This is a genomic window from Cyanobium sp. LEGE 06113, assembly GCF_015207615.1.
On the sequence record NZ_JADEWM010000004.1, the window covers coordinates 119,063 to 140,913 of the forward strand.

16 protein-coding genes, 1 tRNA gene and 4 pseudogenes are annotated in these 21,851 nt (G+C 66.8%); 11 read left to right on the top strand and 10 right to left on the bottom strand.

Going from position 1 to position 21,851, the window contains the following annotated elements:
* Positions 1 to 25 precede the first annotated feature (25 nt).
* Both IQ220_RS08445 and IQ220_RS08450 read right to left on the bottom strand, forming a co-directional pair.
* The gene (locus IQ220_RS08445) at positions 26 to 535 is read right to left on the bottom strand and encodes a hypothetical protein (RefSeq protein WP_228009031.1); all 510 of its coding nucleotides are present in this window, start codon (positions 533 to 535) and stop codon (positions 26 to 28) included.
* A 122-nt stretch (positions 536 to 657) separates the two neighbouring features.
* The gene (locus tag IQ220_RS08450) at positions 658 to 1,014 is read right to left on the bottom strand and encodes a hypothetical protein (RefSeq protein ID WP_186698655.1); all 357 of its coding nucleotides are present in this window, start codon (positions 1,012 to 1,014) and stop codon (positions 658 to 660) included.
* Between the two features lie 242 nt (positions 1,015 to 1,256).
* Here IQ220_RS08450 and psbA point away from each other — a divergent pair, with 242 nt between their 5' ends.
* The 3 genes from psbA (at position 1,257) to IQ220_RS08465 (ending at position 3,183) form a co-directional block, all read left to right on the top strand.
* Positions 1,257 to 2,336, top strand: coding sequence for a photosystem II q(b) protein (psbA, locus tag IQ220_RS08455; RefSeq protein WP_186697343.1), 1,080 nt, complete (start codon positions 1,257 to 1,259; stop codon positions 2,334 to 2,336).
* Positions 2,337 to 2,434: 98 nt separating this feature from the next.
* Positions 2,435 to 2,941 (top strand): cupin domain-containing protein, encoded by a 507-nt coding sequence (locus tag IQ220_RS08460; protein WP_193914353.1) that lies wholly within the window; start codon positions 2,435 to 2,437, stop codon positions 2,939 to 2,941.
* Positions 2,942 to 3,039: 98 nt separating this feature from the next.
* Complete coding sequence (locus IQ220_RS08465) at positions 3,040 to 3,183, top strand: high light inducible protein (protein WP_186698658.1); 144 nt, start codon at positions 3,040 to 3,042, stop codon at positions 3,181 to 3,183.
* A 616-nt stretch (positions 3,184 to 3,799) separates the two neighbouring features.
* Here the strand turns inward: IQ220_RS08465 and IQ220_RS08470 are convergent.
* A tRNA-Thr gene (locus IQ220_RS08470) sits at positions 3,800 to 3,871 on the bottom strand.
* A gap of 95 nt (positions 3,872 to 3,966) precedes the next feature.
* Between IQ220_RS08470 and IQ220_RS08475 the strand changes: the two genes are divergently transcribed.
* Positions 3,967 to 4,185 carry a photosystem II assembly family protein gene (locus IQ220_RS08475; RefSeq protein WP_370561646.1) on the top strand — a complete coding sequence of 73 codons (219 nt, stop codon included), beginning with the start codon at positions 3,967 to 3,969 and terminating at the stop codon, positions 4,183 to 4,185.
* Here the strand turns inward: IQ220_RS08475 and IQ220_RS08480 are convergent.
* From IQ220_RS08480 to IQ220_RS08505, 6 genes and pseudogenes are all read right to left on the bottom strand, one after another.
* Entirely contained in the window at positions 4,090 to 4,767 is a 678-nt protein-coding gene (locus IQ220_RS08480; RefSeq protein WP_193914355.1) for a low-complexity tail membrane protein, read from the bottom strand. The two genes, IQ220_RS08475 and IQ220_RS08480, sit on opposite strands and share 96 nt — an antisense overlap.
* A gap of 28 nt (positions 4,768 to 4,795) precedes the next feature.
* Positions 4,796 to 8,126 (bottom strand): annotated as a pseudogene (gene infB / locus IQ220_RS08485) (translation initiation factor IF-2).
* Positions 8,127 to 8,204: 78 nt separating this feature from the next.
* Positions 8,205 to 8,507, bottom strand: coding sequence for a YlxR family protein (locus IQ220_RS08490; protein ID WP_370566391.1), 303 nt, complete (start codon positions 8,505 to 8,507; stop codon positions 8,205 to 8,207).
* Positions 8,504 to 9,931: a transcription termination factor NusA gene (nusA, locus tag IQ220_RS08495; protein WP_193914357.1), complete on the bottom strand. Its 1,428-nt coding sequence runs from the start codon at positions 9,929 to 9,931 to the stop codon at positions 8,504 to 8,506. Before nusA ends, IQ220_RS08490 begins: the two co-directional genes overlap by 4 nt.
* Positions 9,932 to 9,966: 35 nt before the next feature.
* Positions 9,967 to 10,443 carry a ribosome assembly cofactor RimP gene (locus IQ220_RS08500; protein ID WP_193914359.1) on the bottom strand — a complete coding sequence of 159 codons (477 nt, stop codon included), beginning with the start codon at positions 10,441 to 10,443 and terminating at the stop codon, positions 9,967 to 9,969.
* A gap of 61 nt (positions 10,444 to 10,504) precedes the next feature.
* Positions 10,505 to 10,804 carry a hypothetical protein gene (locus tag IQ220_RS08505; protein ID WP_186698670.1) on the bottom strand — a complete coding sequence of 100 codons (300 nt, stop codon included), beginning with the start codon at positions 10,802 to 10,804 and terminating at the stop codon, positions 10,505 to 10,507.
* A gap of 51 nt (positions 10,805 to 10,855) precedes the next feature.
* Here IQ220_RS08505 and IQ220_RS08510 point away from each other — a divergent pair, with 51 nt between their 5' ends.
* The 3 genes and pseudogenes from IQ220_RS08510 to rpiA all read left to right on the top strand — a co-directional run bounded on the left by IQ220_RS08510 (position 10,856) and on the right by rpiA (position 13,595).
* On the top strand, positions 10,856 to 11,626 hold the full coding sequence (locus IQ220_RS08510) for a metallophosphoesterase (protein WP_193914361.1): 771 nt from the start codon (positions 10,856 to 10,858) through the stop codon (positions 11,624 to 11,626).
* A gap of 69 nt (positions 11,627 to 11,695) precedes the next feature.
* Positions 11,696 to 12,840, top strand: a pseudogene (locus tag IQ220_RS08515) (trypsin-like peptidase domain-containing protein).
* A gap of 42 nt (positions 12,841 to 12,882) precedes the next feature.
* Positions 12,883 to 13,595: pseudogene (gene rpiA / locus IQ220_RS08520) on the top strand (ribose-5-phosphate isomerase RpiA).
* 32 nt (positions 13,596 to 13,627) lie between these two features.
* Here the strand turns inward: rpiA and hisD are convergent.
* The gene (gene hisD, locus IQ220_RS08525; protein ID WP_193914565.1) at positions 13,628 to 14,938 is read right to left on the bottom strand and encodes a histidinol dehydrogenase; all 1,311 of its coding nucleotides are present in this window, start codon (positions 14,936 to 14,938) and stop codon (positions 13,628 to 13,630) included.
* 126 nt (positions 14,939 to 15,064) lie between these two features.
* Here hisD and rpsT point away from each other — a divergent pair, with 126 nt between their 5' ends.
* From rpsT to IQ220_RS08545, 4 genes and pseudogenes are all read left to right on the top strand, one after another.
* Complete coding sequence (gene rpsT, locus IQ220_RS08530; RefSeq protein ID WP_186698677.1) at positions 15,065 to 15,370, top strand: 30S ribosomal protein S20; 306 nt, start codon at positions 15,065 to 15,067, stop codon at positions 15,368 to 15,370.
* Positions 15,371 to 15,461: 91 nt separating this feature from the next.
* Positions 15,462 to 16,322 carry a TatD family hydrolase gene (locus IQ220_RS08535; RefSeq protein WP_193914363.1) on the top strand — a complete coding sequence of 287 codons (861 nt, stop codon included), beginning with the start codon at positions 15,462 to 15,464 and terminating at the stop codon, positions 16,320 to 16,322.
* Between the two features lie 195 nt (positions 16,323 to 16,517).
* A pseudogene (rpoB, locus tag IQ220_RS08540) lies at positions 16,518 to 19,813 on the top strand (DNA-directed RNA polymerase subunit beta).
* Positions 19,814 to 19,894: 81 nt separating this feature from the next.
* Positions 19,895 to 21,799 (top strand): DNA-directed RNA polymerase subunit gamma, encoded by a 1,905-nt coding sequence (locus IQ220_RS08545; RefSeq protein WP_193814344.1) that lies wholly within the window; start codon positions 19,895 to 19,897, stop codon positions 21,797 to 21,799.
* Positions 21,800 to 21,851 lie beyond the last annotated feature (52 nt).

Sequence of the window (21,851 nt, forward strand, 5' to 3'; positions counted from 1 at the left end):
CCGCGGCCGCCGCTGAGCCAGAGAATCAGAATGCAGGATTGCCGGCATCAGGAGCGGCCGCCTCAGGCGTGGGGGCAGGCTCTGGCCTGGGGAAGCCGTTGTAGAGGATCTGCACCACGCTGCGGCCGTCGGGGGAGATCACCAGCTCGGTTTCCACCGTGGCAGGAAGTTGCAGCTGCTCCCAGCCAGGGCTGCCCCCCAGGAAGCGGAAGGTGAATCCCGCCTCGGAGCGATCCACCAGGCAGGGGTTGTTGCTGACCCCCTGGAACATGCACACCGCTGGGCGGTAGGCGCTCAGGCCGCCGTTGAGTTTGGCGGCGGTGCCGCGGGCCAGGTTGATGCCCCGCTGCAGGCCCGCCGCCTCGCCCATGATCTGCTCGATCCGTTGCAGGGTCTGGCCCGTGAGGCTTCCCGGTGATGGCTCCTGGGCCCGGCCGAGGGGGGCCTCCAGCACGCTGACGGCCAGCACGAGGCCTGAGCTGAGCAGGCAGCGGGTCACCAGCCGCCCCGCGCGCCTCAGCAGCGGGCCGGTCATGGCCTGGGTGGCCCGACAGGACCTCTGGAGATGGCAGGTGATGGAGCGCCCCATGGAGGAAGGCCTGCGGCTCTTGGAATCACCAGAGGCTGGAGCCTTCGCCGCTCCTGCGGAAGCCTCGATCAGCCACAAACGAGGGTGGCCTGCTCCTCGGTGCAGGGCAGATCGCTCTTGGTGCCGTCGGCCCAGTAGATGCGCAGGCGGTCGTCACTGGTGCCGCTCCTGTAGGTGAGCGACTTCACCGGTCCGGCCGGGGGCTTGCCGCTGCTGTCGGCTGCTCCCCTGGGCGTCACCGCATTGAGCTTCTGCTCCAGCTGCTGGATCTTGAGGTCCTGCTGCTCGAGGCGCTGCTGCAGTTGCTGCAGCTCGGCGGAGGGCTTCTTCTCACAGGCGCCCAGGGCGAAGGCCGCCGCCAGCGTCAGCGCCAGGGCCAGCGGCAGGCGGACCTGAAAGCGGGCCGGGTGGGCTGGCATGGCCATGCCTTGATCGCAGGAGGGTGTCGCAGACATAGCGGAGAGGCCATCGCTGGGGGCCGATCGCCTCCCACCGCGACACTCCTCTTCACAAACCTGGACATCCCTCTTCACAAACCCCGCAACGTTCTGTTACGTTAGACAGCGACGGGGTTCCGTCCCGCGGCCGACTCTGCTTCTGGGCTTTGCCCATGAGAGCTTCTGCCGTCCTACTTACCTGCTCTTTCGAGCACCCATCACCTGTTCTCATGACCACCACTCTCCAGCAGCGCTCCGGCGCCAGCAGCTGGGCGCAGTTCTGCGAGTGGGTCACCTCCACCAACAACCGCCTCTACGTGGGCTGGTTCGGCGTGCTGATGATCCCCACCCTGCTGGCTGCGACCATCTGCTACATCGTGGCCTTCATCGCCGCTCCCCCTGTCGACATCGACGGCATCCGTGAGCCGGTCGCCGGTTCGCTGATCTACGGCAACAACATCATCTCCGGTGCTGTTGTGCCCTCCAGCAACGCCATCGGCCTGCACTTCTATCCCATCTGGGAAGCTGCCAGCCTCGATGAGTGGCTCTACAACGGCGGTCCTTACCAGCTGGTTGTCTTCCACTTCCTGATCGGCATCTTCTGCTACATGGGCCGCGAGTGGGAACTCTCCTACCGCCTGGGTATGCGCCCCTGGATCTGCGTCGCCTACAGCGCCCCCGTGGCTGCTGCTTCGGCTGTGTTCCTGGTGTACCCCTTCGGTCAGGGCTCCTTCTCCGACGGCATGCCCCTCGGCATCAGCGGCACCTTCAACTTCATGCTGGTGTTCCAGGCTGAGCACAACATTCTGATGCACCCCTTCCACATGCTGGGTGTGGCCGGTGTGTTCGGTGGCTCGCTGTTCTCCGCCATGCACGGTTCACTGGTGACCTCCTCGCTGGTGCGTGAAACCACCGAGAGCGAGAGCCAGAACTACGGCTACAAGTTCGGCCAAGAGGAAGAGACCTACAACATCGTGGCTGCCCACGGTTACTTCGGTCGCCTGATCTTCCAATACGCCAGCTTCAACAACAGCCGCAGCCTGCACTTCTTCCTGGCTGCCTGGCCGGTGATCGGCATCTGGTTCACCGCCCTGGGCGTGAGCACGATGGCCTTCAACCTGAACGGGTTCAACTTCAACCAGTCGATCCTCGACGGCCAGGGCCGTGTGGTGAACACCTGGGCCGACGTGCTGAACCGCGCCAACCTGGGTATGGAAGTGATGCACGAGCGCAATGCTCACAACTTCCCGCTCGACCTGGCGGCTGCTGAAGCCACCCCCGTGGCTCTGACCGCCCCGGCGATCGGCTGAGGCTTCAGCCCTCTTCAGCTCCAGACCTGACGGAATCCCCCCAGCCCCCCTCTCAGCAGGGGGGCTTTTTGATGGTTTCACCTGCAAGGCCCGAGCGGATGCATTCAGACCCTGAGATCGCTGCCCTGGTGGAGCAGCTCCAGCTCCAGGCCCACCCGGAGGGTGGCTGGTATCGCGAACTGCACCGCAGCAGCCTGGCGGTGAGGCGGCCCGATGGAGCCAGGCGCTGCGCGTTCACTCAGATCGTGTTTCTGCTCGCTGCAGGCGGGGTCAGCCGCTGGCACCGTGTCAGGCAGGCGGAAGAGTCGTGGCAGCATCTCGGCGGCGACCCCCTCGATCTCTGGCAGATGCCGCCCACGGGGGGACAAGCCAGCGTGTCGAGCCTCACGGCCCTGGCCCGGCCTGGCGCCACGAGCCCGCAAGCCAGCCCGCCCAACCCCGTGACTGTCGTGCCGGCCGACTGGTGGCAGGCCGCCTGCAGTTGTGGGGGCTGGAGCCTGGTGGTCTGCACCGTGAGCCCCGGTTTCGAGTTCGACGACTTCGAACTCCTTGCCGAGAGTTCGGAGCGCATCGACCTGCCCGCTGAGTGCGCCAGGTTTCTGTGAGCACTCCGCATGCCGGCGCTACTGGCCCGGTTGGCCACCCTGGCCAGCCACGACCCCTTTACAGTCTGTTACACTGGTTGCAACACTTCGTGATCTCCATGGACGACACCACCACCCGCTTTGGCTTCAGTGCCTTCGCAGAAACCTGGAACGGCCGCCTGGCCATGCTCGGCTTCGTGATCGGCCTAGGCACCGAGCTGCTCACCGGCCAGGGCATCCTTTCCCAGATCGGTCTGGGTTGATCGCCATGAGCACCGACTATTCCGCAGCCATCGCCGGGCTCACTGGCCTCGTGATCGTGCTCACCGCCATGGTGGGCTTCGTTCTCTCCCGCCCCAGCGATCTGGCTCCCCACAACCCCCGCTGATTGCATCCAGCGCCACTGATGCGCTGGAACTGCAAACGGCTGGTGCTCCCAGCCGATGCATCAAGATCAGACAGGCACTCCACGACAACAGCCCCCTGTAGAAGGGGTTAATGGAATGGTGGCTCATAGGGTTATCGGAGCGGTGCCTGGATGACTCTCTTCTGGAGCGATCAGGCCGTTTGCCTGCATCTATCCGTGATTGGATGGAGGATTGAAGCTCTACTATTACGGCTGACTGATCTGATGGCCTGTGATTAGTGTCCTCGAGCCATGCTGAGCCGTGGTTCAGGTGTTCAACAGGCTTCTTTTCTCCGTTGTGGTCATGATCTCAAGCGCGTCTCTTGCTCCCGGCGCTCTCCCTTAAGGCGCCCTGGATCAAGGGTGAAAGGTGAGCCGCCTTGGAGACGACTTCCACCCCAGCGCCTGTCACCATCAGGCTCCTGAAGCTGCTGAGCACGGTGCGTCTGATTCAAGCTGCTTGGGATGGCTGAAGCCGATGATCGGATTTGAACCGATGGCCTACTGATTACGAATCAGTTGCTCTACCGCTGAGCTACACCGGCACCGGATCGAAATTAGCATTGTGGGGTCCGCTCCAACCAGGCCGCCCATGGGGAACCAGCCACGCCCGATAGACCCAGAGCTCAGGGCTCGGTTGATGCAGGAACTGCGCACCCCCTGGCGCGGCCTACGCCGTGCCCTGTGGCTGGCTCTGGCGGCCTCCGGCGCCGTGGGCCTGGCCACGATGGCGATGCGCGGGGCCTCTGGAGCCGAGGTGGCCTCAGCTGACCTGCTCATCCAGATCAGTGCTCTCGTCCTGTTCGGGGGATTGCTCTGGTTCGATCGCAACCGCACTGTCGCCGCCGATCCCGACTGAAACCAGCGGGCCCAGCAGCAGCAGGGGCAAGCCCAGAGAGAGGCGTCGTTGCGCCAGCTCCGCGGCGCTGAGCGGCACCGCCTGCTCCAGTTGCTCCTTGCTGCGGCTCAGCAGCCAGAAGCCCTGGATCAGCTGATGCCACTGCCAGAGCAATACCGCCAGCAGCGGAACGCTCAGCAGCAGCACCACCAGGCGGTTGCTCTGGGCCAGGGGAGAGAAGCCCGAGACGGCAGCGGCCCTTGCGTCCAGTGTCCAGAGCAGCGGCAGCAGCCCCAGGGCACCCAGAGCACCGAGCAGCCTGGCCGGCAGAGCGTCCTGCAGGGCAGCGAGCCGGCTCTGCAGCGGGCTGCGTCCCCCCGGAGGCACCTGAACCAGCAACAGCGAACAGCAGTCGGCCGGCTGCCGCCAGAGCAGCAGCGAGGGGGCCAGAACGCCAAGACCCCAGACCAGAAGACGCTCCAGGGCAGGAGCCGGGCCCGGGTCGGCCCCCGCCAGTAGCAGGAGCAGCAGCACCAGCTCCAGGGGGATGGCCCCCAGGGCGATGAGCTGAAGCCAGAGCAGGGGCTCGCTGCGGGGGGTCAAGGCTGGAGGGCTCAGGAGAGGGCGGCGCTCAGGTGCTGAGCGTGCGTCGCTGGGTGACCAGTTTGTACGCCTCCACCCGATCCCCTTCCTGCCAGCCGGTGAAACGATCACAGCCGATGCCGCACTCGAAGCCGGTGGCCACCTCCTTCACATCGTCCTTGTTGCGGCGCAGGGAGTCGAGATCGCCCTCGTAGGCCACCTCGCGGCCACGGCGCACCCTGATCTTGCAGTTGCGCTGCAGCTTGCCCGTGGTCACGTAGCAGCCCGCCACGGCGCTCTTGCCGATGGTGAACACCGCCCGCACCTCGGCTTCGCCGAGGGCTTCCTCCACCAGCTCCGGCTCCAGCAGGCCCTCCATGGCCAGTTGGATGTCCTCCAGGAGCTTGTAGATCACGTCGTAGTCGCGCACGTCCACGCCGGTGGCGTCGGCAGAGCGCTTGGCACCGGGGGCCATCGAGGTGTTGAAGCCCACGATCACCGCGCCGGAAGCGGCGGCCAGATCCACGTCGGTTTCGGTGATCTCTCCTGGCGCCGAGAGCAGCACCCGCACCTGCACCTCGCCCTGGGGCAGCTGTTCGAGGGAGCCCAGAATCGCCTCCACCGAGCCCTGCACGTCGGCCTTGAGGATCAGGTTGAGTTCCTTGAGCTCGCCTTCGCTGGCCTGGCCGGACATCGAGGCCAGGGACACCCGCCTGGAGGCCATCTGTTGGGCCAGGCGCGTCGCCCGGGCCTCATTGGCCCGATCGCCCACCACGGCCCGGGCCGACTTCTCATCGGCGAACACCTCGAACTCATCGCCCGCGGTGGGCACTTCGCTGAAGCCCAGCGCCTCCACGGCATAGGAGGGGCCGGCTTCCTTGACCCGCTTGCCGGTGTCATCCACCATGGCCCGCACCTTGCCCAGGATCGGGCCAGCGGCGAGCACATTGCCGGGGCGGAGGGTGCCGTTCTGCACCAGCAGGGTGGCCACCGGACCCTTGGCCTTGTCCAGGTGGGCCTCGATCACGGTGCCCTTGGCGCGGCGATCGGGGTTGGCCTGAAGGTCCTCCACTTCGGACTGCAGCAGGATCATCTCCAGCAGCTTGTCCACGTTCTCGCCCTTGATGGCGCTCACGGGCACCATCACCACGTTGCCGCCCCAGTCTTCAGCCACCAGCTCGAGACCGGAGAGCTCCTGCTTCACCCGTTCCGGCGAAGCCCCTTCCTTGTCGATCTTGTTGATCGCCACCACGATCGGCACCTTGGCGGCCCGGGCATGGCTGATCGCTTCCAGGGTCTGGGGTCGCACGCCGTCGTCGGCGGCCACCACCAGCACGGCCACGTCGGTCACCTTGGTGCCCCGGGCCCGCATGGCCGTGAAGGCCTCGTGGCCTGGGGTGTCCAGGAAGGTGAGCTTGCGCGGCTCCCCCTCGTGCTCGATCTGCACCTGGTAGGCGCCGATGTGCTGGGTGATGCCCCCGGCCTCACCAGCGGCCACCCTGGTCTTGCGGATCGCATCGAGCAGGCTGGTTTTGCCGTGGTCCACGTGGCCCATCACCGTCACCACGGGGGGCCGCCGGATCAGGTGCTCAAGGTCGCTCGCCTCGATCATCTCCACCGTCTTGGCGGCGGCTTCCTCGGCGTCGTCCTGCAGCACAGGCACACCGAATTCCTCGGACACCGCCTCAATCGTGGAGAGATCCAGGCTCTGGGTCACCGTGGCGATGATGCCTTTGAAGAAGAGGCTCTTGATGATCTCGGAGCTCTCCAGACCGAGTTTTTCAGCCAGTTCCTGCACCGTGAGGTTGCCCTCCGGCACGATCAGCATCTCGGGCCGCTGCTGCTTGGCCTCGCGGGAAGCGCGCAGTTCCATGGCACGGCGTCGCTGGCGTTGACGGGTGGTTTCCTTCTTGCGTTTGCGCGCCGCCACCGTGGGCCTGGGCGCGGCTGCGGTGCGCACTCTGGCCTTGGAGGGGCGGGCCAGGCTGGCCTGCAGCACCACCGCCTCCTGTTCACCGGCGTAGCCGCCGGTTTCGGCCGTGAGGGCGTCGTCGTTGTCGCCAATGATGTGGACTTTGGGCCGTTGCCGCTGGGGTGCACGACTGCGCAGGGCCTCGAGCTTGGCGCTGTCATCCCAGTCGGGACGCCGCGGGCGCCCGGCGGGCACGGGGGCGCGGAAGCCGGGGCGGCGCGGGGCTGCTGCCGGCGCGGCGTTCGGGCGGACCAGATCGGGGGTGTTGCCGCTGCCAGTGCCGCTGTCCGCGGGGCGATCCCCGGGGCGGCGCGGTGGCGGAGCCGGGGTGCGTCCACCGGGCTTCTGGAGCTGCATCAGCTCGCCTGGGGCCACGGGCTTGCGCATGCCGGCCGGCATGCCGGGACGGCCGGGACCGGCGACCCTGGGGCCAGCGGGCCCGCTGCTGTCGCGGCGGATGGGCTTGCCCACCAGTTCCAGCGGGGTAGGGGCGGGACGCCCGCCACCGCCGCCTGGCCGGGGCGGATCGGGGCCGGCGCGCCGGCCCGCTGGGGTGGGGCGGGACGTTGGCCCTGGGGCGTCCTGCTGCCTGGAGGGGAGGGTCGCGTGCCCGGGCCCGGCGGCCTGCTGCTGCCGGCCGTGGGACTGATGGGCCTGCCGACCAGCTGAGGTCTGCCGCTGCCTGGACGGGCAGGAGCTTCCTGCTTGCGGCTGGGGGCTGGGGTGCTCGGCCGGGCCGGCCGTGAGGCAATCACCACAGGTGGTCGAGCCGGCGTACCCGGCCGACCTGGAGCGGCCGCCGGTCGCGATGGATTGGCTGCCGGCTTGGCGGCGGCAGGCCGGAGCGGCGCGGCCGCCGGGCGGGCGGGCTGGGCGGCTTGAGCCTTGGACCCAGCGGGCATGGCTGCCGGCTTGACCACCGGCTTGAGCGGGGCCTTGTCGGTTGAGCCGGAGGCGGAAGGCGGGGCGGCGGGCTTCACCACCGGCCTGGTGTCCGCTGTCACGGCGGGCTTCTGCAGGTTGGGCCGGGGCTGGCGCGACTCGGCGCCAGGTGGCTTCGGCGAGGCGGGCGGCTTGGCAGGAACTGCGGGCCGGGCCGGTGCTGCCGCGGCACGACTGGGAGCCGCTGCAGCGGGAGTCGCCGGGCGTGCAGGAGCGGCTGGTGCCGCCTTCTGCACAGCGAGGATGGCCTTGCCGGGTCGTGGGGCAGCTGCCGCGGCTGGCTGGGGAGCACCGTTGGTGCCCTGCTGGATCAGCCGGCGAATCTGGCTGCTTCGCCGTCACTGATCGAACTGCTGTGGCTCTTGGCCGCCACCCCCAGCTTCTCGGCAGCATCCAGCACGTCCTTGTTCTCCAGGCCCAGGTCCCGGGAAAGCTCATAGATTCTGACTTTGCCGCTGCTGGTCATTCAAGTCTCCAATGGTCCGGGCTCCGGCCTCTCGAGGGGGCCGTGGGCACGAGGCTGCACGCAAGCTGCAGCCAAGGTTCATCTTGCCTCAGAGCTGGCCCCGGGGGCTGGCTGAGGCGTCGCATCCAGACGCTCGCGCAGGACATCGAGCAGAGCGTCGGCCCCCTGGCAGCGCAGGGATCGCTGCAGACGCCGCCGCCGTCGGGCCTCCTCCAGGCAGTCGCTGCAGGGGCAGAGATAGGCCGAGCGGCCCATCCCCTGATCCAGCTGCAGGCCCCCGGAGGCCAGGCGGACCACTCGCCAGAGTCCACGCCGATCGGCGAGGACCCGGCAGGCCACGCAGCGCCGCAGCACCACTGGCGGGGCTGAGGAGGGGCTCACCGGGCTTCCGCCTCTGCGGGCTCCGCGTCTGCAGGTTGCGTGTCTGCGGGCTCGACGGCCTGGGGATCGGTGGCCCCAGCCTCGGCCTCGTCCAGGTTGCCCCCGCCATAGCCATAGGGGCCACCCTCTTCGTCCTCAGGCAAGGGGTAAAGCTCCCTGAGCCGAGCATCTTCCTCGGCGCGGGTGGCCTGCTCCACCGCCAGCCGGGCCTCGGCCTCGGCCTGCAGCGCCTCATCCTCTTCCCGCAGGGCAATCAGTTCGGCCACGGCCGCGTCCTCACCGGCCTGGTCGTACTCATGGGCATTCTTGATGTCGATCTTCCAGCCGGTGAGCCGGGCCGCCAGGCGGACATTCTGGCCCTCGCGGCCGATCGCCAGGCTGAGCTGATCGGGGGGGACCAGCACGTGGGCGTGTTGCCCGTCGGGGTCCACCAGACGCACGGCCTCCACCCGGGCCGGGCTGAGCGAATTGGCGATGTACTGCCCCGGATCGTGGGACCAGCGGATCACATCGATCTTTTCGCCGCGCAGCTCGTTGACCACCTGCTGAATACGCGAACCACGAGCGCCGATGCAGGCCCCCACGGGATCCACCTCCCGCTCCACTGAGTCAACGGCCACTTTGGTGCGTGGTCCAACCGAACGGCTGGGCGGATTGGCTTCCCGGGCCACGGCAACGATGCGCACGGAGCCCTCCTGGATCTCGGGCACTTCGTTTTCAAAGAGATAGACCACCAGCCCGGCATTGGAGCGGCTCACAAACAGCTGGGGGCCGCGTCTGGGCACCTCGCTCACTTCCTTCAGAAACACCTTGAAGGTGGCGTTGGCGCGGTAGTTGTCGTTAGGGAGCTGGTCACGGCGTGGCAGTTCGGCTTCCACCTCGGGGCGCCCGAGGCCGCTGCTCACGGCCATGATCACGCTCTGGCGCTCGAAGCGGATCACCCGGGAGGTCAGCACAGGGTCTTCCAGATCGGCGAACTCCTCCTGGATCATCCGCCGTTGCTGGTCGCGCAGCTTCTGGGCGAGCACCTGCTTGGTGGTGGCTGCGGCCATGCGCCCGAAGTCGTCTTTCTCCGGAGTTACATCCAGCACCACGGTGTCACCGATCTGGGCATCTTCAGCAACCTGCTGAACCTCAGAAAGGGCAATCTGGTGGTCTTCGCTCTCCACTTCCTCAACAATGATCTTGGAAGCCAGCACCCGGTAGCCTTCTTCGTCGAGGTCCAGCTGGACATCGAAATTGGAGAAGTAATCCTCTTCGAATGGATCTTCGCTGATGCCAAGATACAGGGTGCGGCGATAGCGCTCATAGCCCTTCAGCAGGGCCTCTCTGAGCGCCGCGTCGACCACCGAGGCAGCCAGCTTCTTTTCTTCGCTGATGTCCTCGATCAGATTGTTCAGGCCGGGAAGTAAGACCAGGGCCATGGTTTTTCGGTTGTGGGTGATTCAGTTGTTGGGGCTCAGCTCTCAACGGCCGGCGTGACCAGGAGCACCTGGGTCACGGCTTCGCGGGGGATCCGCCTGGTGCGGCCGCGCTGGTTGATCTGAAGCTCGCTCGCGGTGCGCTCCAGAAGAAGGCCCTCGCAGCGGCTTGCCGATCCCTTGGCGTCGCGGAAGTGCACGGCCACAGGGAAGCCGCGAAAGCTGCGGAAGTCCCGGTCGTCGTGCAGTTCCTCGCCGATGCCGGGGCTGCTGACCTCCAGAACATAGGCCTCGTCGGTCAGCAACCCCTCGGATTCAAGCGCCTCGGCAAGCGGTGGGGACAGCGCTGCACAGTTGTCGAGCGTGATCTCGCCGCCTGAAGCCCGCTGCACCAGCACCTGCAACGTCATCGGAATCCGATGGCTGAGCAGTGCCACCCCCCTGAGCTCACAGCCATGGGCGGCACAGGTCTGCCGCGCCACGGCTTCCAGTTTGGGCAGCAGGGGATGGGGCACCGAAGGGGAGACCGTGGGAGACCGGAACCAGGCCTGGCCCAAAGACCTCAGGGCCTACTTTTCACCCTAGGGGATCCCTGCCGCCATCAGAAGGGGCAGACAGGGCCCCCAGATCGATCACGGGGGCCTCGGCGTAATAGTCACTGCGCTGAACGCTGCCGCGCCGCTCCGCGTCGAGGTTCATGCATTGGGCTTTCTGCTCATCGCTGCGCAGGTACTGGCAGACCCTTGCCCAGAGCTTGGCGCGGGTGCCCGGCGCTCCCTGGCTGAAGTGCACCAGGTCGGCACCACCGGCCATGCCCTGGATCTCCACCTGACAGAGGCTGCAACGCTGCCGGGTGCCGGGGGGGATTGCTGCCATGGCGGCCTCGCTGTTCAGGGGGCAACTTAGGCCTAGGTGCTGGAGGTGTGAATGCGCGTGTTGCAGCTGAGCGATCTGCATCTGCTCGCCGATCCTGGCGGCGTCTATCGCGGTCGCCAGCCCCTCGCCTGCCTGACCCATGGGCTGCGGCAAGCCCTGGCGGTGGCCCCGGCCCCGCCGGACCTGCTGCTGCTCAGCGGCGACCTCTGCCAGGACGAAAGCCTGGCGGGCTATGTCCATCTCCACACATCGTTGCAGTTCCTGGGCCTCCCCCTGGCCCTGCTGCCAGGCAACCACGACCATCCCCAACTGCTGCGCTCCGTTCTGGGTCGCCACGGCCCGATCGCGCCGGCGTTGGTGGAGGGGCCTGGGGCCAGGCTGCTCCTGCTCGACAGCCACAAGGCCGGAGCTACCGCCGGTTGGCTCGGAGCCAGCCAGCTCGCCTGGCTGGCGGGCGTTCTCCAGCAGCTGGAGCAGGCCTTGCCCCGACCCCTGCTGGTGGCCGTGCACCATCCCCCCGGGGCGATCGGCGACCCCGAAATGGATGCCATCGGGCTGCTCGATGGGGCGGCCCTGCTGCAGCTGCTGGGACAGGCCAGGGACCTGGAGGCTGTGGTGTTCGGCCACATCCACCAGCACTGGCGCGGCAGCCTGCCCGGCCGTCCGCAGGTGCCCCTGCTCGGTTGCCCTTCCACCCTCTGCGGCTTCGGACCGGTGCAGCCCTGCCCCTTGGGCCGCCCTGACGACCCCGGCGGCCGCTGGCTGGAGATCGGTGCACCGGGCGGTTTTCAGGAGTCCCTGCTGCGCTGGTCCCCTCCCTAGCGTCAGCACAGCAGTGCTGGCCCGCCCGTGCCCCCTGATCTGAAGCCCTCTTCCGCTGATTTTCTGGTCATGCTGCGCCGCTGGCTCCGCCGGTGCCGCCCTGCCGCTGCCGGGCTGCTGGCCCTCTCCCTGGTGGCGATCCACCTGGTTGGTGCCCCCACCGCCTGGGCCCTTGAGGCGACCGCCCCTGACCAGGCGGCCCACAGTTTTGTGGCTGAGGCGGCCCGCTCGGTGGCCCCGGCCGTGGTGCGGATCGACATCGAACGGGACGTGGAGCGGCAGGCCTTCGATCCGGCCCTGCTGGATCCGCTGCTGCGCGATCTGTTCGGCGACCCTTCCGGCAGCAGGCGTGAGCGCGGCCAGGGCTCGGGGGTGGTGATCGATGCCCGCAGGGGGCTGGTGCTCACCAATGCCCACGTGGTGGATCAGGTGGATCGGGTGGAAGTCACCCTGGCCGATGGTCGCCAGCGCGATGCCACCGTGGTGGGCAGTGATTCCGTCACCGATCTGGCCTGGTGCGGATTCGCGGTGTCGACGATCTGCAGGCGGCCTCCCTCGGCGATTCCGAGGCTCTTGAGGTGGGCGACTGGGCCATCGCCCTGGGCAGCCCCTATGGCCTGCAGCGCACGGTCACCCTGGGCATCGTCAGCAGCCTGCACCGCGACATCAACAGCCTCGGCTTCTCCGACAAGCGCCTGGATCTGATCCAGACCGATGCCGCGATCAACCCCGGTAACTCCGGCGGACCGCTCATCAACGCCGCCGGTGACGTGATCGGCATCAACACCCTGGTGCGCTCCGGTCCGGGAGCGGGGCTCGGCTTCGCCATCCCGATCAACCTGGCCAGGCAGGTGGCCGGCCAGCTGGCCGAAGGCGGCCAGGTGGTGCACCCCTATCTCGGCCTGCAGCTGGTGCCGCTCACCGCCCGCCGCGCCCGGGACAACAACCGTGATCCCGATGCGGTGCTGCAGCTGCCCGAGCGCGACGGTGCCCTGGTGCAGCGGGTGCTGCCGGAGAGTCCCGCCGAGCAGGCCGGCATGCGCCGCGGCGACCTGGTGGTGGCCGCGGCCGATCAGCTGGTGGCTGATCCCGCCAGCCTGCTGCGCCAGGTGGAGCACGCTGCGGTGGGCGAACCCCTGGCCATCACGGTGGTGCGCGGCCGCCGCGAGCTGAGCCTCTCGATCCGGCCGGCGGCCCTGCCCAGCGCCGGCTGAGGCCGCTGCTACGGTCGCGGCCCGCGTGAGGGGTTGGTGCCGATGGCCGAGCTGCAGGACCGGATGAAGCAGGCGGTGGCCCTGGCGGCCACCGACCAGATCCGCAGTGGCATGGTGGTGGGGCTGGGATCGGGCTCCACGGCCGCGCTGATGATCCAGGCCCTGGGCGCGCGGCTGCAAAGCGGCGAGCTCAGCAACATCACCGGCGTGACCACCTCCTTCCAGGGCGAGGTGCTCGCGGCTGAGCTGGGCATCCCCCTCGCCAGCCTCAATGCCATCAGCCGCATCGACCTGGCCATTGACGGAGCCGATGAGGTGGATCCCTCGTTCCAGCTGATCAAGGGGGGTGGCGCCTGCCATGTGCAGGAAAAGCTGGTGGCCCGCCGCGCCGACCGCTTTGTGGTGGTGGTGGACAGCACCAAGCTGGTGGACACCCTCAACCTCGACTTCCTGTTGCCGGTGGAGGTGCTGCCGGGCGCCTGGCGCCAGGTGCAGGCGGAGCTCCAGGCCCTGGGCGGCGCAGCCAGCTGCGTATGGCCGTGCGCAAGGCCGGACCGGTGGTCACGGATCAGGGCAATCTGGTGCTGGATGTGCGCTTTGCCGGCGGCATCGCCGATCCAGAGGGGCTGGAACGGCAGATCAACAACCTTCCCGGGGTGCTGGAGAACGGCCTGTTCGTGAACCTGGCCGATCAGGTGCTGGTGGGCCAGATCGAGGCGGACATCCCGGGCGTCCGAGATCTCGACAAACGCTGAGCCCCCGCCAGACACATCGACCCCGGGGGCTTTCAGCCGAGTCGCCGCCGCACCGACTCGGCGTGGCTGTGCAGACCCTCACTCTCGGCCAGGGTGATCACGGCCTGGCCCGTGGCCTCGAGGGCGGCCCGGTTGAAGTGGATCAGCGAGGTGTGACGCAGGAACGTTTCGACGCTCAGGGCACCGGCGAAGCGGGCCGTGCCGGAAGTGGGCAGGGTGTGGTTGGGGCCGGCCAGATAGTCGCCCACCGCCTCCGGGCTGTGGGGGCCCATGAAGATCGCGCCGGCGTTCTGGATCTGCTCCGCCAGCGCCTGCGGCTCTTCCACCAGCAGCTCGAGGTGTTCCGGGGCAAAGCGATCGCTGAGGGCGGCGGCACTGCTGAGATCGCGGCAGATCACCACCAGGCCCCAGTCCTGCAGGGCCGAGCGGGTGATGGCGGCGCGCGGGTGACCCTGGAGCTGGGCTTCCAGAGCCTGGGGCAGCGCGCTGGCCAGCTCCTCGCTGGTGGTGAGCAGGATGGCGGCCGCCAGGGGGTCATGTTCGGCCTGGGCCAGCAGGTCGGCGGCCACCTGCTCCACCCGGGCGGTGTGATCGGCGATCACCAGCACCTCGCTCGGCCCGGCCAGGGAATCGATCGCCACCTGGCCGTACACCGCCTTCTTGGCCAGGGTCACGTAGAGGTTGCCGGGGCCGCTGATCACATCCACGCGGGGAATGGATGCGGTGCCGTAGGCGAGGGCAGCGATCGCCTGGGCGCCGCCCACCCGGTAGACCTCGTTGATGCCGGCCAGATGGGCCGCGGCCAGCACGGTGGGGTTCGGCTCACCGCAGGGGCCAGGCGGCGTGACCATCACCAGCCGCTCCACCCCCGCCACCACGGCAGGCACGGCGTTCATCAGCACCGTGCTCGGGTAGGAGGCCCGGCCGCCAGGCACGTACAGCCCGGCGCGTTGCACCGGCCGCCAGCGCCGGCCCAGGCTTTCGCCATGGGGACCGGTGACGCTCAGGTCGGCCGGCAGCTGGCGCCGATGAAAATCCAGGATCCGTCTGTGGGCCAGGCCCAGGGCCTGCTGCAGGGGCGGCGGGCACTGCTCCCAGGCGCTGGCCAGCCGCTCCGGCGGAATCCGCAGCGGATCAGGGCGCACCCCATCAAAGCGCTCCGTGAGGCGGAGCAGGGCGGTATCGCCCTCGCGCCGTACCTGCTGGAGGATGTCGTCCACCAGGGCTGCAGCCTGCTCGCTGGCCCCGCCCTGGGTCCGCGCGGCGATGGCCTCAAGCCGTTCGGCTGCGGCAGCCGGATCCCGCAGGCAGGGGAGGAGCAACGCTGTGGAGGGGGCGGCCACGGAAGTCACGCGAGGCAGAACCTCAACCTAGAGGGCCACAGCAGGGCTCCCCGGCCCGGGGCCTTGGGGGAGCCTGGAAGGCGCCGAGGTAAGATCATCGATCGCTGAACCAGTCCTCCACCGCCTGTGGCCAATAACAAGTCTTCGAAGAAGCGCATCGAGATCGCCGAGCGCAACCGGCTGCGCAACCGCACCTACAAGTCGTCCCTGCGCACCCTGATGAAGCGCTGTTTCACGGCTTGCACGGCCTACAGCCAGGGTCCCGATGCCACCGCCAAGGAGGCGGTGCAGCTGTCCATGCGGGCTGCCTTCAGCAAGATCGACAAGGCCGTGAAGGTGGGTGTGCTGCATCGCAACACCGGTGCCCACCAGAAATCGCGCCTGAGCACAGCGGTGCGCCAGGCCGTGGAGCCTGAAACCGCCAGCAGCTGAGTCTCCAGCCCGGATCGGGTGGCTGCTGAGCCAAGCCTTCAGCCTGGCCGCTTCTGAGCCAGCATGCCCACGGCCCTGAAGCCCCATCGCCATGACGCCGCCGTCTGCCGTCCAGAAGGCCGCCACTGTCCAGACTGGCCATCCAGCCGAGCCCCTGGACCATGGCGGGCTGGTCGACTCCCATTGCCACATCGTCTTTCGCCAGTTTGACGAGGATCTCGATGAGGTGATTGCGCGCTGGCGGCAGGCCGGGGTGGTGGCCCTGGTGCATGCCTGCGTGGAGCCTGCCGAAATCCCGGCGATTCGGGCCCTCGCCGATCGCCTGCCCGAGTTGCGTTACTCGGTGGGGGTTCACCCGCTCGATACCGAGCACTGGAGCAGCGACACCGCCGCCGTGCTCGAGCAGGCGGCCGTGGATGACCCCAGGGTTGTGGCCATCGGCGAACTGGGCCTGGACCTGTTCCGTGAGCAGAACCTGCAGGCGCAGCTGGCCGTGCTGCGTCCCCAGCTCGACCTGGCCTGCCGGCTGGATCTGCCGGTGATCGTGCACTGCCGCGATGCCGCCGAGCCGATGCTCGCCGAGCTGCGTCAGCGTCGCAGCGAGGGCCTCTGCCCCCGGGGGGTGATGCACTGCTGGGGCGGCACGCCCGAGGAGATGGAGGCGTTCCTCGAGCTCGGTTTCTACATCAGTTTCAGCGGAGTGGTCACCTTCGCCAAGGCCGAGGCCACCCACGCCTGCGCCCGGGCCGTGCCTGCCGATCGCTACCTGGTGGAGACAGACTGTCCCTTCCTGGCTCCGGTGCCGCGCCGGGGCAAGCGCAATGAGCCGTCCTATGTGGCCGCTGTGGCGGAGCGGGTGGCGCTCCTGCGCGGCGAGAGCCTCGACATGGTGGCCCGCACCAGCACGGCCAATGCCCGAACCCTGTTCAGGCTTCTGGGTGACGGTGTATGATCCTTTATTGGCCTGGATGCGAAAGCGCTCCTTGTTGTCGACGTCTGCAGCCTTGATGCGATCTCGTTAGATGCCTCCTCCTGGGCAGCCGTTCCCCTCTGGGGAGCGGCTGTTCGCGTGGGCGGCCGCGAGCGATCAGCCGGCTGATGGACCGACAGGCCACCTCGTCAATTATCGATCCTGCAGGTTCACCGCATGAGCAGCGCGATCCAGGTCGCCAAGACCGTCACTTACCTGCCCGATCTCGTGGAGGTACAGAGGGCGAGCTTCAAATGGTTCCTGGAGAAGGGCCTGATCGAAGAGCTGGAGAGCTTTTCGCCGATCACCGATTACACGGGCAAGCTTGAGCTGCACTTCATCGGCAGTGAGTACCGGCTGAAGCGGCCACGCCACGACGTGGAGGAAGCGAAGCGGCGTGATGCCACCTTCGCTTCACAGATGTATGTCACCTGCAGACTGGTCAACAAGGAAACCGGTGAGATCAAGGAACAGGAAGTTTTCATCGGCGAACTGCCATTGATGACCGAGCGCGGTACCTTCATCATCAATGGTGCAGAGCGTGTGATCGTGAATCAGATCGTTCGCTCCCCGGGTGTCTATTTCAAGGAGGAGCCCGATCCCAAGACCGGCCGCAAGACCTACAACGCCAGTGTGATCCCCAACCGGGGAGCATGGCTGAAGTTCGAAACCGATAAGCACGAGCTGATGCATGTGCGGGTCGACAAGACCCGCAAGATCAACGCCCACGTGCTGATGCGCGCCATGGGCCTCTCCGATGTGGACGTGCTCGACAAGCTGCGCCACCCCGAGTACTACTCCAAGACGATCGAGTCCGCCACCAGTGTGGATGGAATCACCTCCCAGGATCAGGCTCTGCTGGAGCTCTACAAGAAGCTGCGTCCGGGTGAACCGCCCTCAGTGAGTGGCGGCCAGAGCTTGCTGGATTCCCGCTTCTTCGACGCGAAGCGCTACGACCTCGGTCGCGTCGGCCGCTACAAGATCAACAAGAAACTGCGGCTCACCGTGCCGGATGAGACGCGGGTGCTCACCAAGGAGGAGCTGCTCGCCACTCTCGATTACCTGATCGGCCTGCAGCTCGGCCAGCCCGGCTATGAGATCGACGACATCGATCACCTGGGTAACCGTCGCGTCCGCTCCGTGGGCGAGCTGCTGCAGAACCAGGTGCGCGTGGGTCTCAACCGGCTCGAGCGGATCATCAGGGAACGGATGACCGTCGGCGAGACCGAGTCACTCACCCCGGCCCAGTTGGTGAACCCCAAGCCCCTGGTGGCGGCGATCAAGGAGTTCTTCGGCTCCAGCCAGCTGAGCCAGTTCATGGATCAGACCAACCCCCTGGCTGAGCTCACCCACAAGCGCCGCATCAGCGCGCTCGGCCCTGGCGGCCTCACCCGGGAGCGGGCCGGTTTCGCCGTGCGCGACATCCACCCCTCCCACTACGGCCGCATCTGCCCGATCGAAACCCCGGAAGGTCCTAACGCCGGCCTGATCGGTTCGCTCGCCACCCACGCCCGGGTGAACGAATACGGCTTCATCGAGACCCCCTTCTGGAAGGTGGAGGAGGGGATCGTGATCAAGCAGGGCGACCCCATCTACCTCTCCGCCGATCTGGAAGACGAGTGCCGCGTCGCCCCCGGCGACGTGCCGACCGACTCCGACGGCCGCATCACGGCTGACCTTGTGCCCGTGCGCTACCGCCAGGATTTTGAAAAGGTGCCACCCGAGCAGGTGGATTACGTGCAGCTCTCGCCGGTGCAGGTGATCTCCGTGGCCACCTCTCTGATCCCCTTCCTGGAGCACGACGACGCCAACCGCGCCCTGATGGGCTCCAACATGCAGCGCCAGGCCGTGCCGCTGTTGCGTCCGGAGCGGCCCCTGGTGGGCACGGGCCTCGAGACCCAGGTCGCCCGCGACTCCGGCATGGTGCCGATCACCCGGGTCAATGGCACGGTCACCTATGTGGACGCCACGGCGATCGTGATCCGCGATGAAGACGGCTTGGACCACACCCACTACCTGCAGAAGTATCAGCGCTCCAACCAGGACACCTGCCTGAACCAGCGCCCGATCGTGCGCCAGGGAGACCCGGTGATCGCCGGCCAGGTGCTGGCGAATGGATCGGCCTGTGAAGGCGGTGAAATCGCCCTGGGTCAGAATGTACTGATCGCCTACATGCCTTGGGAGGGATACAACTACGAGGACGCCATCCTCGTTAGCGAGCGGCTCGTCACCGACGATCTCTACACCTCCGTTCATATCGAGAAGTACGAGATTGAGGCCCGGCAGACCAAGCTCGGCCCTGAGGAGATCACTCGTGAGATCCCTAACGTGGCTGAAGAAAGCTGGGTAATCTCGATGAGATGGGCATCATCCGTGTCGGTGCCTTTGTGGAAAGCGGTGACATCCTGGTGGGCAAGGTGACTCCCAAGGGGGAGTCCGACCAGCCGCCTGAGGAAAAGCTCCTGCGTGCCATCTTCGGCGAGAAGGCCCGCGACGTGCGTGATAACTCCCTGCGGGTCCCCAGCACAGAGCGTGGCCGCGTGGTGGATGTGCGGATCTACACCCGCGAACAGGGTGACGAGCTGCCGCCGGGCGCCAACATGGTGGTGCGGGTGTATGTGGCCAAGCGCCTGAAGATTCAGGTGGGCGACAAGATGGCCGGTCGCCACGGCAACAAGGGCATCATCAGCCGCATCCTCCCCCGTGAGGACATGCCCTATCTCCCGGACGGCACACCCATCGACATCGTGCTCAATCCGCTGGGCGTGCCCAGCCGGATGAATGTGGGCCAGGTGTTCGAGTGCCTGATGGGCTGGGCTTCGTCCCACCTGGACTGCCGCGTCAAGGTGGTGCCCTTCGATGAGATGCACGGCGCCGAGAAATCGAAGCAAACCGTGCAGGCCTTCCTGGAGGAAGCCGCCAGCCAGCCCGGCAAGGACTGGGTCTATGACCCTGGGAACCCCGGCAAGATCCAGCTGATCGATGGCCGCAGTGGCGAGGCTTTCGACCAGCCGGTCACCGTGGGCTATGCCCACATTCTCAAGCTGGTGCACCTGGTGGACGACAAGATCCACGCCCGCTCCACCGGTCCCTACTCCCTGGTCACCCAGCAGCCCCTGGGCGGCAAGGCCCAGCAGGGTGGTCAGCGCCTCGGTGAGATGGAAGTCTGGGCCCTGGAGGCCTACGGCGCGGCCTACACCCTGCAGGAGCTGCTCACCGTCAAGTCCGACGACATGCAGGGCCGCAACGAGGCCCTCAACGCCATCGTCAAGGGCAAGCCCATCCCCCGCCCCGGCACGCCGGAGTCGTTCAAGGTGCTGATGCGCGAGCTGCAGTCCCTGGGCCTCGACATCGCTGTGTACACCGATGCGGGCGAAGAGGTGGATCTGATGCAGGACGTCAACCCCCGCCGCAGCACGCCAAGCCGGCCCACTTACGAGTCCCTCGGCGTTGCGGATTACGACGACGACTGAATCGACCCTGTGTCGCTGCTCCCCAGTCGATGCCTCCCCGTTGAAGCCACCCCTTTCGATCTCCGCGCGTTAGTCACCCCCATGTCCAACAGCAATCTCCGCACCGAAAACCACTTCGACTACGTCAAGATCACGCTGGCTTCGCCGGATCGGATCATGCAGTGGGGGCAGCGCACGTTGCCCAACGGTCAGGTTGTGGGTGAGGTCACCAAGCCCGAAACCATCAACTACCGCACGCTCAAGCCGGAGATGGACGGCCTGTTCTGCGAGAAGATCTTCGGACCGTCCAAGGACTGGGAGTGCCATTGCGGTAAGTACAAACGGGTGCGGCACCGCGGCATCGTCTGCGAGCGCTGTGGCGTGGAGGTCACCGAGAGCAGGGTGCGCCGTCACCGCATGGGCTTCATCAAGCTGGCCGCCCCGGTGAGCCACGTCTGGTACCTGAAGGGGATTCCCAGCTACGTGGCGATCCTGCTCGACATGCCCCTGCGGGATGTGGAGCAGATCGTTTACTTCAACTGCTACGTGGTTCTCGATCCGGGCGACCACAAAACCCTCTCCTACAAGCAGCTGCTCACGGAAGACGAATGGCTTGAGATTGAGGATGAAATCTACGCCGAAGATTCCGAGATCGAGAATGAGCCCATCGTCGGTATCGGTGCCGAGGCGCTCAAGAGCCTGCTGCAGGACATCAACCTGAGCGAAACGGCCGAGCAGCTGCGTGAGGACATCGCCGCCAGCAAGGGTCAGAAGCGGGCCAAACTGATCAAGCGTCTGCGGGTGATCGACAACTTCGTGGCCACCGGTGCAAGTCCGGATTGGATGGTGCTGGATGTGATTCCGGTGATCCCGCCTGATCTGCGTCCCATGGTGCAGCTCGATGGCGGCCGTTTTGCCACGAGCGATCTCAACGACCTCTACCGCCGGGTGATCAACCGCAACAACCGCCTGGCCAGACTGCAGGAGATCCTGGCGCCGGAGATCATCGTCCGCAACGAGAAGCGGATGCTGCAGGAGGCTGTCGATGCCTTGATCGACAACGGCCGCCGCGGCCGCACGGTGGTGGGCGCCAACAACAGGGCCCTCAAGTCGCTCAGCGACATCATTGAGGGTAAGCAGGGGCGTTTCCGTCAGAACCTGCTCGGCAAGCGCGTCGACTACTCCGGTCGCTCAGTGATCGTGGTGGGCCCGAAGCTGAAAATGCACCAGTGCGGGCTCCCCAAGGAGATGGCCATTGAGCTGTTTCAGCCCTTTGTGATCAACCGGCTGATTCGTCAGAACATCGTCAACAACATCAAGGCCGCCAAGAAGTTGATTCAGCGGGCCGATGACGAGGTGATGCAGGTGTTGCAGGAGGTGATCGAGGGACACCCGATCATGCTCAACCGGGCTCCGACATTGCACCGCCTTGGCATTCAGGCCTTCGAGCCCAAGTTGGTCGATGGTCGAGCCATTCAGCTCCACCCGCTCGTCTGCCCCGCCTTCAACGCTGACTTCGACGGCGACCAGATGGCCGTGCATGTGCCCCTGGCGATTGAAGCTCAGACGGAAGCCCGCATGCTCATGCTGGCCAGCAACAACATTCTCTCGCCGGCCACAGGCGAGCCGATCATCACCCCCTCCCAGGACATGGTGCTCGGCGCCTACTACCTCAGTGCTGAGCAACCTGGGGCCAGCAAGCCCGACTTCGGTGACCGCTCCCGCACCTTCGCCGGCCTTGAGGATGTGATCGCCGCCTTTGAGGAGAAGCACATCGGCCTGCACCACTGGGTGTGGGTGCGGTTCTCCGGCGATGTGGACTGTGACGACGAGGAGAGCACGCCGCTGGAGCAGAACACGCTCAGCGATGGCACCCGCATCGAGCAGTGGAACTACCGCCGTGACCGCTTCGATGAGGACGGCGCCCTGATCAGCCGCTACCTGCTCACCACTGTGGGTCGGGTCGTGATCAACCACACCATCATCGACGCCGTGGCTGCGGTCTGAACAGGCTTCTGACCGGTCCAACGTCTCCACCTTCGTTTCGCCTTCTCACCAG